Here is a 17,968-nt window from a genome sequence, read left to right on the forward strand (position 1 = left end):
CGGTATTCTGAAAGATCAAACCCGTAACTTTTCCAAAGGGGTGCCTCTCAATGTATAAACTTGCGTTTCTGTTTCCAGGTCAAGGATCTCAGTATATCGGGATGGGAAAGGCTTTGTGGGAAGAGTTCAATGCGGCCAAGCTGACCTTCGCTGAAGCAAATGACGCCCTTGGCTATGACATAACGAAGATCTGCTTTGAAGGCGGAGTGCGAGAATTGAATCGCCATGAACATATGCTGCCAGCCATCCTGACGGTCAGTGTTGCTGCCTTTCGCGTGTATTTGGAAGAGATCGGAATCGAGCCAGCATTTCTGGCAGGGCACAGCCTTGGCGAATACTCGGCGTTGACCTGCGCGGGGGCATTGCCGTTTGCTGATGCGATTCGGTTGGTTCGCAAGCGCAGTCTGCTGGCCGCATCGGTGCGGAGCGGCGCGATGTCTGTGCTCAACGGCGTCATGAAAGAGCAGGTCTCCGAGGCATGCCGGCTTTTTTCGACAGAGAAGGAGGCTATCGCACTCGCCTGTGACAATGGCCGTGACCAGTTCGTTATCTCAGGGCACGCGGCGGGCGTGCAGAGAGTAGAGGATTATTTTCTGGAGCAGAGTATGCAAGTCACGCCGTTGTTGACGACTCCGCCCTTCCACAGTCCGCTGATGGCACATGCTGCTACGGAATTGGAGGCGGAATTGAACAAATTGTCGTTTAGGCCGTTACAATACGCAGTGATCGCGAATGTCACCGGTCGCCCATACGAAGGGGCCGAACGTATCGTCCCCTATCTCACGCGTCAGTTGACCGACACGGTGCAGTGGACAAAGACCATCGACTTTTTGCAAGAGCAGGGAGTGGAGTTAGTCGTGGAGATGGGGCCGCAAGCAGTGCTCACCAATCTTGTCACGGCTAATACAACGATAGAAGCCATGTCGTATGGACAGAGGGAAGACCGTCTCCAACTACGCGAACGGCTTGCAGCACCGGCGTTTGACCCGCACGTGCCAACTGTAGTGACTCGTTGCTTGGCGATGGCTGTAGCGACACGCAATCGTAACAAGGATGCAGACGCTTACCGACAAGGCGTCATCGTGACGTACGATCAACTGGAACGGTTGCAAGGCGAGTTGGAAGCTGCCCGCAGGTTTCCCTCAGAGGTTGAGATGCGCCAAGCGCTAGAGTGGCTCTCTCAAATCATGCGTACCAAAGGGGTTCCTGAGGAGGAAGAAAAGCGGCGCATCGAAAAGGTGCTTTCCGATACAGGGATGACTGAACGGTTGTCTGACATCTTCTCAAAGGAGGAGACTGCATGTTGACCTTCCAAGGTCTGTCTCTGAAAGATGTGCCTATCGAGGATCGAGAAATCGTCGAGGAGATCGAAGAGCCGGCAGTCAGCGATGTAGCGGTGATCGGCGTTGCGATTGATTTTCCGCAAGCCAAGACGCTGGAGGCGTTCTGGGATCATCTGCGCACAGGCCGCGACCTGATTGGTGGGATGCCTACCGGGAGACGGCGTGACATCGAAAACTATCTCCTGCATAAGGGAAACGACCCAGCAGAGGTGGAGTTTTCCCCTGCTGCTTATCTGGACGAGATCGACCGCTTTGACCACAGGTTTTTCAAACTCTCCCCCTTGGAGGCCAGCCTGATGGACCCGGTCCAGCGTCTGTTTACGCAATGTGCGTGGCGAGCATTGGAAGATGCAGGATATGTGGGGAAACGCTCGGCAGGATCGGTGACCGGCGTCTATTTGGGGCTAAATCCTAACACCATTGAAAACTATTTCCAATATATCCGGGATGTGCAGCCGGATGCGTTGAAGACAGCACTGCCCGGCAATTTAACTTCGATGGCTGCGAGCCGTATCTCCTATGCGCTCGATTTGAGCGGGCCCAGCCTGATCGTAAATACGGCTTGCTCCTCCTCCTTGGTTGCATTGCATCTGGCTTGCCAAGCCTTGAAGACGGGGGATTGCGACATGGCGTTGGCCGGCGGCGTGAATATCCGCTTGTTGTCACTCGAACATGAGGACAAGATCGGCAAGTCGCAGGACGGCCGGGCGAGGACTTTTGATGATCAGGCAACTGGCACGGCTGACGGAGAAGGCGTAGCGGCAGTGTTGCTTAAGCCTTTGCGTCAAGCGCTCGCTGACGGTGATCACGTCTATGCCGTGATTAAGGGGAGCGCCGTCAATCAGGATGGGACGACCAACGGTATCACGGTGCCGAACGCACGGGCTCAGGCCAATGTGCTGGAACGTGCGTGGCAGTCAGCGGGCATCCATCCGGAATCGATCCGCTATATCGAGGCCCACGGCACGGGAACAGAGCTGGGGGACCCGATCGAGATCGAAGGAGTGACGATGGCGTTTCGTCGGTATACAGACCAAAGTCAATTTTGTGGAATTGGCTCGATCAAGCCCAACCTCGGCCATCTCGACGCGGCATCCGGAATCGCCGGGTTCATCAAGGCGGTGCTCGCATTGAATCGCCGTGAGCTGCCGCCGTCGATTCACTTTCAGCGACCCAACCGCAAAATCCCTTTTACTCACTCCCCTGTCTATGTGCAGGATGAGTTGGAGCCGTGGGAGACGGACGGAACGCCTCGTCGTTGCGGAGTGAGCTCGTTTGGGCTGTCTGGAACGAATTGTCACGTGGTACTGGAAGAAGCACCGCAACTTGAGCTGACTTATCGTGAAGTCCCGCGCTTGTTTACCGCCTCAGCGAACAGTCGCACGGCGCTGGCCGCCCTGTTGCGCTCGTATGAACGCGAGCTCACCATAAAGACGAAGGCGAGCCTTGGAGCTGTCTGCTATACGGTACAAACGGGACGTGGTCACTTTCCCTTTCGGGTAGCAATCGTGACAGACAGTGTGAGCGATCTAAGGTCTAAAATCGCGCGGTTGTTGGAGAATGGATTGGTCCCGTCTCAAAAAGGAGTCTTCTGCCAAGTTCACAGGGTTGTTCCCGACCATAAGAGGGAACACGAAGCAGGGGACGTGACTCAGAAAGATTTGCTAGTACTGCGTGAGCAAGCGAATCAGTTGGTGCAAAGAGATGCGGATTGGAGTGCGCTGACGTCACTGGGGAACCTCTATGCCTGCGGAGCGGAGATTGACTGGGAGGCGTTGTATACCATCGAGGACAAACGGCGGATCCCTTTGCCCCAATATGCGTTCGATCGGACGCGCTGTTGGTTGGAGATTTACCCCGTAGCCGGAAGCAGAATGTTTTCAACGATCCAGTGGGTAGAAGCGGCCCCTCATGCCTATTCGGAAAGGCATTGGGGCAAAACACTTATCGTCACCGGAAGCGGGAGCAACCCATTAGCGCACGAGCTTTTGAACGTATGCACGGAGGCGGGGCTGGCTTACGAAACAGCGGTGGCGCTGGAGCAAGCAGCTGATTTTCCAGACGGCACGTTCGCGCGGGTTCTCGATATGTCAGCATTGGCCTCAGAACCAGGGGAGTTCGATCCGGTGGAGAGCCTGTTCAGATACGTCCGATTGTTCGCCAGCCAGAAATGGGGGGACAAACTGGAACTTGTGCTCGCCGCGCCGACCGTCCATGAAGTAGATGGGAAGGAAACGGATCTGCATCCCATCTATTCAGCCGTGTTCGCTCTGGGCAAAACCATTGCCGTAGAGCACCCGCAACTGCTCGTGCGCGCTCTGGATTTGGACAAATCAATATGCGTGAACGATTTGCTTCGAGAGCTAAATGATACCGAACCGCCCTATCTGGCAGCGTATCGGAACAGTCGGCGCTATGTCCAACAGATCGTCGAAGCGACATCGGAGATCATAGGACATCAGGAAGTGAAAATCCGCCCATTCGGGACGTATTTGATCACCGGCGGCACTGGTGGGATGGGATTGGAGATCGCCAAGCATCTCGCAACGAAACAGCCGGTGCGCTTGGCACTGGTCAGCCGTGATCCCGGCCGGACGGAATCACAGCGGGCAGCGATTCGCGAGATCCAAGCTGCCGGTTCAAACGTGTTACTCTATGCTGCCGACTGCGGGGACGAAACCGCTATGCTCAGGGTGATCGAAGATCTGCGTAGCCGATGGGGTGGGTTGAACGGCATCGTTCATGCGGCTGGGGTACCCAGTGCTGGAATGCTCTATGCCAAAGAGGAGGAAACGTTCAAGCGCGTGCTGCGACCGAAGATTCAAGGCACTCAGGTTTTGGAGAAATTGACGGAGGAAGAGCCGTTGGACTTTTTTGTCCTTTTCTCAGCGATGACTTCACTAACAGGAGGATTCGGACAAGGTGAATATGCGGCTGCAAACGCTTATCTGGACGCGCTTGCCCCGGCGCGCACCAAGCGCGGAGCGCGGACGCTAACGATCAACTGGGCAGTGTGGCGCGAGACCGGTATGGGAGTGGAGCACGGGGTGGTCGATCAAGAGCACATGTTTCATCCGCTTTGGACTCAGGAAGCGCTGGACGCGTTCGATATCGCTTTGAACAGTCGCTTGACCCAAGTTCTGATCGGTGCATTCAATTTCCGTGAGTTAAGAAAGATCAAACCGCTTATGGATCAGCCCCGCTTTCCGATAATTCTCAGTCCCCCATTGCTGGCTCAGGTCGAGCAGTTGGTGGAAACTGCTATAAATGCCAGCGAAACCAGGGAGAAAATTAGCGCGGTTGATGAGGAGCCAGTTGTGTTGACTGGGCGGGACTCGGGTGAATACAACGAGCATGAATGGCAACTGGCAAACATTTGGAAACAGACGCTGGGCGTGCGGGAGGTCGGGCTCTACGACTCGTATTATGAGCTTGGAGGGGATTCGATCTTCGCCGCGAAGATGGTCAACGCAATTCAGGTATCCTTCGGACTGTCTTTGTCGATGGTCGAGTTCCTTGGACATCTGACCATCGCGGATCTGGCGCGTTTTCTTAAAGAGAAAGCCGCTAGTGGTTGGGGCACCGCGCATCACCGCATCGAGCCCATATTGCAGGCGGATGCTTATCCGCTTTCGTCAGCACAGCACCGCCTGTTTATTCTGAATCAAATGCAGCCGGAGCAGACGGCGTACAACGTGACCGTAGCATTACGGATAAAAGGCACATTGAACCGCGAGCGATTTACGGAGGCATTTCAGACGATCATGGATCGCCATGAGACTCTGCGCACACGATTTTTGGTAGTTGACGGCGTGCCGATGCAACAGGTGCTGACCGGGATCGAGGTGCCAATCAATCATCTGCAAGTGTCGGAGACGGAGGTAAACCAAGTTCTGGAGGAGAGCGTTCGTTCGTTCGATTTGAAAACTGCTCCACTTTGGAGGGTGACGCTGTTGCAGGTTAGCAATGAAACGCATGTGATGTTGCTCGACATGCACCACATCATCGCTGACGGTTTCTCCATAGGCATCTTGACCGAAGAATTTTTCGCGCTTTACGGGGGGCATGAATTGCCTGCCTTGTCCATTCAATATAAGGACTTTGCGAACTGGCAAAATGAGCAGTTGTCAGGCGAAGCCCTCGCATCGCACCAGACGTTTTGGCAGGAGCAGTTCTCACCGGAACCGCCACTGCTCCTTCTCCCTGCGGATTATCCTCGGCCGGCGGTGCAGAGCCTGGACGGCGACACGCACTTGTTTTTTGTAGGGGGAGACGTGCTGGCTTCTCTTAAGGAATGGTCGACACAAACGAACACGTCGATGTTCATGTTGCTGTTGGCTGCTTTCAACGTGCTGTTGGCCAAGTACGCTAATCAAGAGGATATCGTGATCGGTTCGCCGTCAGCCGGACGGACGCATGTGCAGACCGAGCCGTTGATCGGGATGTTTGCCAACACGCTCGTTTATCGCAACCGACCCATGGGTGAACTCCCCTTTGCGGAATTCCTCCAGGAAGTGAAGGAGAATGCTCTTCGCGTATACGAGCATCAGGAATATCCGTTTGAGAAGCTGGTTGCCGATCTGGCTCTCGGCAAGGATTTGAGTCGCAATCCGCTTTTTGACGCGATGTTTGTCATGCACAATGAAAACAAAGTAGCACTGTCCGAATTGCCGTTGTATATCGAGTCGCAACCGATGGGGCATAGAGTGGCAAAAGTGGACCTGACGCTGGAGGCGACGCTGGAGATGGAGCGGTTAGTCCTCGTGATCGAATACGCGACGGCCTTGTTTCATCCCAAGACGATCGAGCGGATGTCGGAAGACTTTGGGCATCTTCTGAAACAGATCGCAGAGGACCCCCTAAGACCGATCCGACAGTTGGAAATGGCAAGTGGTGCTGTGTCCCTGCAAAATGTGTTAACCGAGGAGATCGACTTTAGTTTTTAGGGAGAGTGCAGAATGTCGGATACAATTACATACAATCTCGCAGTGGCCAATGGCAAACTGGACGCTGAATACGAGTATTGGAAACTGCAATTGCAAGGCGATCTTGTACTCAGTGCATTTCCTGCCGACCTTCCACGGGGAGATGCGCCGGAAAAAGCCTCACACGAATGTGTTTTTCCAGTCGCGCCGGATCTCGTAACCCGGCTGTTGCAGATGAGCAGGGGCTCTACCTATTCCCTGTATGTGCTCATCTTGGCTGCTGTGAACGTCCTGCTGGCCAAGTATTCTCGCAGCCAAGAGGTCGTAGTCGGCATGCCCGTGTTTCGGCAAGAGAGTAAGGACGGCCGTCATCTCAATCACTTGCTGTTGTTGCGCACTTCTCTTGAAGAGTGCGGCACGTTTCGGGATCTGGTGTTGAGTACGAAAGATACGGTAACCGAAGCCAACCGCTATCAGAACTTCCCGATCCGGCAAGCACTGCAACTAGCCGGGCTAAGGACGGAGGATGAACAAGTACTGGTGCGAACACTGGTGTTGCACGATCAAATCCACGACAGTAACATTGTTCAGCCAGGTGAGACTCATGCGCAGTTTATCGTGCAAGGGAAAGATGAGGAATTGCAACTGATGGTACGCTTCGATGCCAGCCTGTACACAGCGGATGCCGTAGAGCGGTGGATGGTGCATCTGGAGCGTTTGTTGCGAATTGCGTTGTTCCAGCCTGATAGGCGGTTGGCAGATTTGCAGTTGATTGACGAAGAGGAGACGAATCTGACCCTGAATCAGTTCAACTCGACAGCGGTGGCGTATGACCAGGAGGAGACGGTGCACGGGCTGTTTGAAAAAATGGCCAGGGCCTATCCGGATGCTCCAGCGGCCATTTTTGACACGCAGACGCTTTGCTACGGAGAGCTTAACGAGAAAGCAGGGCAATTAGCCCGTGTCTTGCGTACCAAAGGGGTGGGGCCGGATCAACCGGTCGGCATCATGACGGACCGCTCGCCGGAGATGATCATCGGGATTTTGGCGATCTTGAAGGCGGGAGGGGCTTACCTTCCAATCGATCCCGGATATCCCAAGGAGCGGATCGCCTATCTGTTGCAAGACAGTCAAGCCAGACTCTTGCTAGTCAAGGGCGCTTTAGTGGATCTGCCTTTTGCGGGTGAGACACTGGATTTGGAAGATGAATGCTGGTACCAGGGCGAGAGTATCCTGGGCGTGACATCGGGCCCCCGTCATTTGGCGTATGTGATCTACACTTCCGGCTCAACCGGTCAGCCCAAGGGCGTGATGATCGAGCATCATGCCGTGATCAACCGCCTGCAATGGATGCAAAAACGTTATCCCCTGACAGAGCAGGATGTGATCTTGCAGAAAACCCCGTTCAGTTTTGACGTTTCGGTCTGGGAGCTGTTCTGGTGGGGGATGACGGGGGCTTCGGCAGCATTTTTAGGGCCAGGAGAGGAGAAAAATCCGCAGGCGATCGTCGAGGCCGTAGAGCGTTGGGGCGTGACGGTGATGCACTTTGTGCCGTCAATGTTGCATCTGTTTCTGGAAGCGGTGGAGAGCACTGAGAGCGAAAAGCAGCTTAGCAGTCTTCGCCGCGTGTTCATCAGCGGGGAAGCGCTGCAGGTGCCGCAAGCGCACCGATGCAAGCGGTTGCTATCACAGACGGAACTGGTCAACCTGTACGGACCAACGGAAGCGACGGTGGACGTGTCGTTTCACGACTGCACGGGCGATGCCGATCTGATGAGCGTGCCAATCGGGAAACCGATCGACAACATCGAGCTGTATGTGATTGACGAACAGCAACACCTGCAACCGATCGGGGTGCCGGGGGAACTGTGCATCGCTGGGGCGGGACTGGCGCGCGGGTATTGGAACAGGCCGGAACTGACGAGGGAAAAGTTTGTAGACAATCCGTTTCGTCCGGGGACGAAAATGTACAAGACGGGAGATCTGGCACGCTGGCTCCCGAACGGGGAAATCGAATACCTCGGTCGATTGGATCATCAGGTAAAAGTGCGTGGATACCGCATCGAGCTCGGGGAGATCGAGGCGGCGCTGGTTAAAGTGACAGGGATCCAGGAAGCAGTGGTGGCCGCCCGAGAAGTCGAGCCAGGAATCAAAGACCTGTGTGCTTATTACACGAAACAGGGCGATCTGACAGCAGGAGACATCCGGCAGGCGCTGACGGAGCGGATGCCGGGGTATATGGTACCGGGGTACTTTGTGGAATTGGCGGAGATGCCGCTCACGCCAAATGGCAAGCTCGACCGCAAGCGACTACCGGACCCGAGGGGGCATCTGCAGCGGGAGACTAAGTATGAGGCTCCCCGCAATGAGACGGAGGCGAAACTGGTCACCATCTGGCAAAAGGCGTTGGTATTAGAGCGGATTGGGATCGATGATCGCTATTTTGACATCGGCGGCGATTCGATCAAGTCGATCCGGGTGATCACATCCATCAACCGTGAATGGAAAATCGAGTTGCAGTTAATCGAGTTTTATCAACATCCCACGATCCGAGAGTTGGCGGCTTTCCTGCAAGCTAAGGAGCGGCGGGTAGAGGATGGTCGCCGGGCAGCAGTGATACAGGAAATGGAAAGCTGGAAATCCCAGTTGGTAGAGCAGGCAAACGATCCGTCGTGGCTGACGCACGGGGTGGAAGATTATTATCCGTTAAGCGATATTCAGCAAGGGATGATTTATCACTCCTTAAGCCGACCTGACCTGTATGCCTATCACGATCAGTTTGTCTATCAATTTGAGGACAAAACATTTAATGAGGATGCTTTTCTCACTGCTCTGACTGCGCTTGTGGACAAGCATCCGATACTCAGAACGGAATTCAACCTTCAGGATTTTACGGCTCCTGTGCAGATCGTGCGAGAGAGGGGAACGCTTGACTACGAACTAATCTCATTGGTTGGAATGAATAAAGAGCAACAGGAAGCGGCGATTTTCCGAGCGATGGAAGAAGACCGGAAACGGCCGTTTTTCCAAAACGGGGTAGCAGCAAGTCCGTGGCGGATGAGGCTGTTCTGTCTGGATCAGTGCAATTATTCGATCGGGTGGTTTTACCATCATGCCCTGTTGGACGGTTGGAGCAATGCCTTGGTTATCACGGAACTATCCGCGCTCTATTTTGCCGGAAAGCAGGGAGAAATTCAGGTCGAACCGCTCGCCTATAGCTACAAGGAACTGCTGATCGAACAAGCGATGTTGAAGCAGGGAGAGGACATCGCCACCTATTGGCGGCGTGAACTGGATGACTGCAAGCGCTTAGAGGTTTTGACAGCACAGAACTCGGCGATTTTAGATCAGGCGTTTATCAAGACGACGCTGACCTTTGGATCAGATACGGGCGTAATGCTGCGCCAGTTCGCCGCCGAGCACAAAACGACCATAAAGGCGGTCTGCTTCTCCGCCTACACGGCTATGATGAACAGCATGGCGCGGGAAGGAGATTTCCTTGTCGGTCTCGTGGTTAACAACCGTCCCCTGTGCGCAGACGGCGAACAGATTCTCGGGTGTTTCCTGAATACCGTGCCAGTGCGCGTACGTGTGGAGAAGGAGATCACTTGGCTTGACTTGTTGGACGACATGAATCGGAAGCTGACGGAGATCCAGCAGTATGGGCGGGTTTCGCTGCAGCACATCCAGCAAGTAATCGGAAAAACAACGTTTGAAAGCAGTTCCTTGTTTGACAATTTCTTTAACTACGTGGATTTTCATGTGTTACGCCGAATCGATGCCAAGCAGCTGGCACATGGAGTCATCGACATTAACAACTTCGAACGTACCAACTCAGATCTGGATTTCACCTGTGTATTCGCAGAGGAACAGCTCTCAATTGTGCTGACAACTGCTGAGCGCGCCTATCCAAAGGCGGTGGCGGAGCGACTTTTAGCTATATACGAGCGTGCTCTGCACGCGATTATCGAAACACCCGAGCGGCCTATGAAGAAGTCTGATCTGTTGTTGCCAGACCAGCTAGATTATTTATGCCAACGCGCTGCCCGGATGGCGAGGGTCGTGCCGCCCGGAACGATTCATGAGCGGTTCGAATCCCAGGCGGCATACCGTCCAACAGAGCCCGCTCTTGCTGCAAGGGATCAAGAACTGACCTACGGGGAACTGAATCGTCGTGCCAATCAACTGGCTCGGCGCTTGCAGGAGAGCGGCGTTGGCCCAGGTAACATCGTCGGGCTGATGTGCGGCCGCACAGTAGAATTGATCATCGGGCTGTTGGCGATCTTGAAAACGGGCGGCGCTTATCTTCCGATCGACCCAACTTATCCGCAAGAGCGCATCCGGCATATGATCGAGGACAGCGGTACACAACTGTTGCTGTCTACGGAGACACTCTTGGGAGTAGGAACTTATACAGGCAAGTGGATCAATCTTGAAAATTCCTCTTTGTATGAGGGGGAGAGCCCCAATCTCGGGGCAACCATCGGTGAGAAGGATCTGGCTTATTGCATCTACACCTCTGGTTCGACCGGCCGACCCAAGGGAGTGCTGTTGGAGCATCGCAACGTGGTCAACTTACTGTTGGGGATGGTAGAGCGGATCGATTTCAGGCCGGGCAATACGTTCGTTTCGGTGACGACTGTCTCCTTCGACATATTTGTGTTGGAAACGCTCCTGCCGTTGATGAACGGGATGCGCGTCGTGTTAGCTACTGAAAAGGAACAGGCTGATCCTGCAGCGCTTGGTCGCTTATTGGCGGCTAGCCAGGCAGACATATTCCAGACGACTCCGTCGAGGATCCAGCTGTTGCTCGGCGACGAGATCGGTCGGGCAGGACTCGCGGGACTGAGTGAGATTTTGATCGGCGGAGAGCCGTTTCACATGGATCTGATCAAATCGCTGCGAACTTGCACGAAGGCACGCTTGCATAACATGTATGGGCCAACGGAGACCACAGTCTGGTCGATGACGGTAGATCTGACACATGCGGAAGAGGTAACACTTGGCGAACCAATCGCCAACACAGAGATTCTATTGCTTGACAGCAACGGGGAGATTCAGATGTTTGATGCGATTGGGGAACTGTGCATCGCAGGGGACGGGCTCGCGCGCGGGTATCACAACCGAGAGGATCTGACACAGGAGAAGTTCATCCAGCACCCGCTCGACCCAGAGCGCCGACTGTACAAGACAGGCGATCTTGCCCTTTGGCGTACGAACGGTGAAATCCTCTATCTGGGCCGTCTCGATCAACAGGTCAAGATTCGGGGACACCGCGTCGAACTCGGCGAGATCGAGCATGCCTTGGCAAGTGTGGAAGGGCTGCAAAAACCGATAGCGGCCGCTGTTCCATCAGAGTCCGGCGAGAAGCTCCTTGTCGCGTATTATCTAGCCCCAGAAGAACTGCCCGTATTCGAACTGCGTGGGCATCTTGCCCTGCTTCTGCCGGACTATATGCTGCCCAACGCTTTTGTCCGCCTCGATTCTTATCCGCTGCTGCCAAACGGAAAAATAGATCGAAAGGCATTGCCTGCGCCGCTTTTGACGCGGGAGGCGTTGGGTGTGCCCTACCAAGAGGCTGAGAGCAAGACTGAGAAGGAATTGGTCAGGCTGTGGCAATCTGTGTTGGGCGTGGAGACGATCGGCGTCCATGACAACTTTTTCGAACTTGGCGGGAGTTCGATCTCCCTGGTGCAGTTCCACGTCAAGCTGGAACAACTCTATCCCGGCCGTGTGACAATCGCGGAGCTGTTCTCTCACTCGACAGTCCGCAATCTGGCCGTTCGTCTGGAACAATCGGACACGCAGTCGGTCATTAATATCAAGACAATCACCTTGCCGAAGCGTTTCCAAGCTCGAGGGGCGAGGAGTGAAGGGGCTGCTCTCCAATTCGCGCTTCCGGCTCCTCTGACAGAGGGTCTGCGGGAACTCGCGTTGCAAGAGAAGGTTGATCTGGAAGACATTCTGCTGACCGCCGGTTTGTATTTATTCGGCGAGATTGTTCACGATCAGCCAATCACGCTTTATGCCATGGAGGAGAGGGATGTGCTGCGACCAGTATCTGTCGAACGCAGTCAAGTGCGTGATTTCTCGGAATTTTTCCAGCAAGTGCGAATGGCCCGGCACGATAGTTCCATCGACATCGCGATGGATGCTGTACGTCTCCTCGCCTTTCGAAATCAAGCAGGCCAAGTGGCACCGCTGTTTTATCGCCAGGATTCGGTCAGAAGCGGGGAGCGATTGGGAGAATGGTTCGGTTTCGCGCTCGGGCATGCGGACAGCAGTGGGACGATAAAATTCGTGTGCGACTATGATGGGGGCTTGTTACAACGCAACGCTCTTGAAGAATGGATTCGCGGCTTTGTCAGATTACTGCAAGCGATCCTGATAAAAATGAAACCGGAGGTCTGATCAGAATGAGGAAGATCGCATTCATATTCCCGGGACAAGGCTCCCAATACGTCGGCATGGGCCAAGGATTGTACAAGGCGTATGAGGTTGCCAAGCGCACGTTCGAGGAAGCGGACGAGGCGCTTGGGTATCATCTGTCCGACATGTGTTTTCATGGTCCAGCCGATGAACTGCAAAAGACAGAGTTCACGCAACCGGCGATCTTAACGCATAGCATAGCGGCCTATCGCGTGTTTGAGCAGGAATTTGGCCTGCGTCCACATTTTTTGGCTGGCCACAGCCTGGGTGAGATCACGGCGCTGGTCTGCGCCGGAGCGATTCCGTTTGCCGATGCGGTAGGCATCGTGCAAAAGCGCGGACTGTTTATGCAACAAGCAGTCCCGGTCGGCGTCGGGACGATGTCGGCAATATCCGACCTAGATCCGCTGACAGTGGAAGAGGTCTGCCACGAACTTGATACACCGGAAGAGCGCGTGACGGTTTCCAATTACAACACGCCGAGACAGACTGTCATTGCCGGCCATGTTACAGCGATTGAGCGTGCGGAACAGCGTCTTCGTTCGATGGGGGGCAGTGTCGTTCGGCTGAAAGTCAGCGCGCCGTTCCATTGTCCCTTAATGAAAGAAGCAGCTTTTCAATTGGAGCATGAACTGCTCGACCATCAGTACGCGGACCTGAGCACGCCAGTGATTGCCAACGTGAACGCTCTGCCTTACTTAGGGGCGAAGAACATCGTGGAAAAGCTCACCGTGCAGATGACCCGGCCGATCCAATGGAATCAGACCATGCACTTCCTGAAAAACCAAGGTGTAAATGTGGTAATTGAATTGGGACCAGGTGTGGTTCTGCGCAACATGATGCGCAAGACCTTTGCGGATGTGCACAGTTTCTCTTTTGATAAGGATGAAGATATCGCTAACATGAACGAACTGTTCGACTCTGGCGTTCTGGCGTACCCGTGCCTGATCTCGAGAAGCTTAGCCATCGCTGTTTGCACACGTAATTCCACCTGGGATGTAGATGCTTATCAATCCGGTGTTGTGGAACCCTACCGCCGCATTCAGACGATGCTTCAGGAGATCGAACAGAACGGCCTGGAACCGACTCTTGAGCAAAAGAGAGCAGCGCTCGACATGCTGCTCTCCGTGTTCCGTACCAAAGGCACGCCGATCGAGGAACAAAAGGAGCGGTTTCGACAGCTGTTTGAGGAGACTAACTCCCGTCACTTGTTCCCTGACTTTGACATCACCTCCGAGTTGGTCATCAGGTAGTGGGGGGAGATCCTGTGGATAATTTGCTTGATTTTCGTATTATGGAATTCCGTGATGACCCAGTGGATATCGATATCCAAAGTGTTTCCAAAAAGGACATTGCCATTATCGGCATGGCAGTTCGGTTTCCTCATGCTGAAACGGTTGAAGAATTCTGGCAAAACATCTCCGGGGGCATGGATTCCATACGCGAATTCCCCTTATCTCGGCGCAAGGACACCTTGCCACTCCTGCGTCATCAAGGGGTGCCCCCGCAAGAGATCACGTATATCAAAGGTGGCTTTCTCAGGGATGTGGATACTTTTGATTACCGATTTTTCGGGCTCTCTTATGCGGAAGCGAGTCTGATGGACCCTTGCCAGCGGTTGTTCCTGCAAACCGCTTGGCAAGCACTGGAGGATGCTGGATACGGAGGTGACAGGCTGGCTTCCACGAAGACAGGAGTGTACTTAGGATTTAGCAATGACTTCGATACCGAGCGCACGTACAAGCGCTACATCTTTGAAATACAACCTGAATCCTCGGCGCTAGCTTTCACGGGAAATAGCAAGGCGATCATTGCGAGCCGTCTGTCGTACCTGCTCGATCTGAAAGGTCCTTCTATGGTCATCGACACGACTTGTTCGTCCTCTCTGGTGGCTGTGCACTTGGCCTGCCAAGCGATCCGGAACGGGGATTGTGACAACGCCTTGGTAGGAGGTATTGAAGTTCACCTCTTGCCCTTACAGGCAGACGCTCATGAAAAAATGGGCATCGAATCGTCTGACTACAAAACGAAGTCGTTCGATCACCGCTCCAATGGCTCCGGCAACGGGGAGGGAGTAGCGGCCGTCTTGCTGAAGCCTTTCGATCAAGCGTTGCGAGACGGGGATGCGATCTATGCGGTGATCAAGGGAAGTGCGATCAACCAAGACGGTGCTTCGATGGGGCTGACCGCTCCGAATGCGAAAGCACAGGAGCAAGTCTTGCTCGAAGCATGGAAAGCAGCTGGCATCGATCCGACTACACTCACCTACATCGAAGCGCACGGTAGCGGAACGCAGCTCGGCGATCCGATTGAAGTGGAGGGACTGCACAAGGCGTTTGCGCACTACACAACCGAGCAACAGTTTTGCGGGATCGGTTCCGTCAAAACCAACATCGGACATCTCGGCAATTGTGCAGGTATCGCCGGGTTGATTAAGACCACCCTTGCTTTACAGCACGAGAGGTTGCCGGCCTCATTACATTTCCAGCGACCCAACGGCAAGATTCCGTTTATTAGCTCCCCTCTCTATGTGGTAGACGAGACACGCCCGTGGGAGACGGACAACGGACAACCGCGCCGGGCTGGGGTAAGTTCATTCGGACTGAGCGGAACGAACTGCCATGTCGTATTGGAGGAAGCGCCACGTGTCGTCAAGGAGAGGGTGAAAGGTTCTCGCCTGCACTTGCTCACCCTGTCTGCCAAAAGCCAATCTGCGTTGTTGGAACTGGTAGACCGTTACCGGGAGCGGTTGAAACAGTCCATTGACCTTACGCCCGCTGATCTCTGTTACACGGCGAACACAGGACGTGGGCACTACGGTCATCGCCTCGCAATTGTGTTCGAGAACCTTCATGATCTTGAAAACAAGTTGTGCGGTATCGAAGATGTGGACCGTCTACCGACCGATGTGTACGCCGGTGTGCACAGGTTGACATCTGTCGAGGGGGCCAAGTGCGAGGCGCATGCCCGCACCAATAGTGAATTGCAAATTCTCACGGAGCAAACGCGCACCTTATTGGCCGACATGGACAAGGAAGCCGCCACATACGCACAGTTGTCCAGATTGGCGGACTTGTATGTGCAGGGGGCATCGGTGCCCTGGCAGGCTTTGTATACCCATGGACGGGTCGTTCATTTGCCCGTATACCCCTTTGAGAAATCTCGTTGCTGGATCGACAACCCACCGGAGACCAGTCTGTTTCATGTCATCGGATGGCAGAGCGTTCAGAACGAGTTGATTCTATCACCTCTCACAGGCGCGGTCCTATTTTTGAAGGGACGGAGCTTGTGGTCGGAGCGCATGCTGGCAGAGTTAAAAAGGTTGGCCGTGCGCGTTGTGGAAGTGTCTATGGGAACTGAGTATGCACATACGGGTAACGACGCGTACACTATTCGTCCCATTCAAGAGGACTATAGCCGCTTGATTGGAGATCTAAAGGGCGTGAGCATCGAGACAATCCTGCACGCCGGTATGATCGGGAACGATCCACAAGCGACTGCGCTTGAAGCGCTGGAAGAAGCCCAGCAGCGCGGAGTTTGGAGTCTCTTCCACCTGACCAAAGCGACGCTTGAACACAAGTGGAAACACCCTGTTGAAATCTTGTTGCTCGGTCAGCAAGTCTATGAAGTGACGGGGAGCGAGTCCACTTTGTATCCTGAAGCGGCCCCTCTCTTTGGATTGGGGAAAGTCGTTTCCCATGAGTACCCGCATTTGTCCTGCACTTGTCTCGATCTTGACGAAACTGGCGATCCGGTTCAGGTGGCGGCATGGCTTGGAGTGAAGGATCGACCTTATCTGACGGCGATCCGCGGCACAGAGCGTTATACGGAGGTCTTGCGTCCGTTGGCTGTTCGCCCGAATGCTCCGGCACCAGTTAAACGAGGCGGGGCCTATCTGATCACCGGCGGCACCGGCGGTATGGCTTTGGAAGTGGCTAGATATCTGTCAGAGCAGGAACGTGTAACGATTGCGTTGGTGAGCCGTTCGGAGTTGCCTGCACGTTCGGAGTGGGAGCGACTGTTGGCAGGCAAGCCCTCGCGCAAACTACGCAACGCGCTCGAACGGTTGATAGAGATTGAACAGAACGGAGCCAATCTGCGGTTCTATGCGGCTGACGTTGCAGACGAAGCACAGATGAAGTCTGTGATCGCAGATCTGCGGGCGACATCTGGTCGCATCTGTGGTGTCGTGCATGCAGCCGGAGTTGCAGGAAACGGATTTCTTGTCCGCAAATCGGAGCAAACGTTCCGCGAGGTGCTTGCCCCGAAGGTGCGGGGTACGTTGATCCTCGATCAGCTGACAGCCGCTGATTCGCCTGATTTTTTCATGTTGTTCTCCTCGGTTTCTACGCTCATGGCAGCGGTCGGTCAAGGGGACTACACAGCGGCAAACGCCTATCTGGATGCGTTTGCAAAGGCCAGGAACCGACGCGGTTTGTGGACACAGTGCTTGAACTGGGCGATGTGGAAAGAGACAGGAATGGCTGTCGACTACGATGTGCAAAATGATTCGCCTTTCCATGAACTGTACACGGATGAAGCGTTGTTAGCTTTGAACGACATCTTGCACGGACAGGAGAGCCGCGTGGTAATTGGGGGGCTCAAATATGGCGAGATGACCGAATTGCTTCAAGTCGACCCCCCTTTTCTGTCCACTGAGATCCGCGTGGTGATCGAAAAACGGGCGGCCCAGCAACAGGTCGCGCCGTACGTATCGGCAGAGGCCAGAGAGATGGAAGTGAAGCCGGTTGTGCTTATCGGTAGGGACCAACAAGAATTCTCTGCTATCGAGCAACAACTCGCCGCGATCTGGTCGCGTCTGCTTCAGGTTGAGGAGATATCGCTGTACGACAACTTTTATGACCTTGGGGGCAACTCTATCCTCGCGACCCATCTGTTGCGAGCATTGGATGATTCATTTCCCAATCAATTTGACATCACCGACATCTTCTCTTATCCGAGCATCGCGCTGATGGCCGAGTATCTGGAAAATCAACAGAAACATCCGGTTAACGTCTCTCTAGACACCATAAACGAGGAGGACTTGGACGATCTGCTCGATCGTTTGTCGGACGGGAAACTGTCAGTGGATGAGGCGTCCGTACTCTTTAAATTAGTGGGTGATGACAAGTGGAAAGCGTAAGAAATTATATCCTCCACCAAGTCGCCGTAAACCAGCTCAGCAAGGACGAGGCGAAGCGGCTACTCAAAGAGATTGTAAAGGCGGAAGGGGCGTCTGCTGCAAAAACAAAACAGGACATCGCCATCATC

The 17,968-nt window shown here is 54.3% G+C and carries 5 protein-coding genes; all 5 read left to right on the top strand.

What is annotated here, in order from left to right:
* Window positions 1-50 precede the first annotated feature (50 nt).
* Genes fabD (EL268_RS13915) through EL268_RS13935 form a run of 5 tightly spaced genes read left to right on the top strand, consistent with a single transcriptional unit; the run spans window position 51 to window position 17,840 of the window.
* Window positions 51-1,307, top strand: coding sequence for an ACP S-malonyltransferase (gene fabD / locus EL268_RS13915; RefSeq protein ID WP_106656374.1), 1,257 nt, complete (start codon window positions 51-53; stop codon window positions 1,305-1,307).
* Window positions 1,301-6,289, top strand: coding sequence for an SDR family NAD(P)-dependent oxidoreductase (locus EL268_RS13920; protein WP_106656373.1), 4,989 nt, complete (start codon window positions 1,301-1,303; stop codon window positions 6,287-6,289). Before fabD (EL268_RS13915) ends, EL268_RS13920 begins: the two co-directional genes overlap by 7 nt.
* Before the next feature lie 12 nt (window positions 6,290-6,301).
* Window positions 6,302-12,679: a non-ribosomal peptide synthetase gene (locus EL268_RS13925; RefSeq protein WP_126435429.1), complete on the top strand. Its 6,378-nt coding sequence runs from the start codon at window positions 6,302-6,304 to the stop codon at window positions 12,677-12,679.
* A 5-nt stretch (window positions 12,680-12,684) separates the two neighbouring features.
* Window positions 12,685-13,950, top strand: a complete 1,266-nt coding sequence (fabD, locus tag EL268_RS13930) for an ACP S-malonyltransferase (RefSeq protein ID WP_106657681.1) — start codon at window positions 12,685-12,687, stop codon at window positions 13,948-13,950.
* Window positions 13,951-13,964: 14 nt separating this feature from the next.
* Window positions 13,965-17,840: an SDR family NAD(P)-dependent oxidoreductase gene (locus EL268_RS13935; protein WP_106657682.1), complete on the top strand. Its 3,876-nt coding sequence runs from the start codon at window positions 13,965-13,967 to the stop codon at window positions 17,838-17,840.
* Window positions 17,841-17,968 lie beyond the last annotated feature (128 nt).

Source organism: Brevibacillus brevis, from assembly GCF_900637055.1.
Lineage (GTDB): Bacteria > Bacillota > Bacilli > Brevibacillales > Brevibacillaceae > Brevibacillus > Brevibacillus brevis.

What these genes read in the sequence shown, in the direction of transcription:
- fabD (WP_106656374.1), top strand. Translation starts at nt 51, where the DNA reads ATGTATAAACTTGCGTTTCTGTTTCCAGGTCAAGGATCTCAGTATATC.
- EL268_RS13920 (WP_106656373.1), top strand. Translation starts at nt 1,301, where the DNA reads ATGTTGACCTTCCAAGGTCTGTCTCTGAAAGATGTGCCTATCGAGGAT.
- EL268_RS13925 (WP_126435429.1), top strand. Translation starts at nt 6,302, where the DNA reads ATGTCGGATACAATTACATACAATCTCGCAGTGGCCAATGGCAAACTG.
- fabD (WP_106657681.1), top strand. Translation starts at nt 12,685, where the DNA reads ATGAGGAAGATCGCATTCATATTCCCGGGACAAGGCTCCCAATACGTC.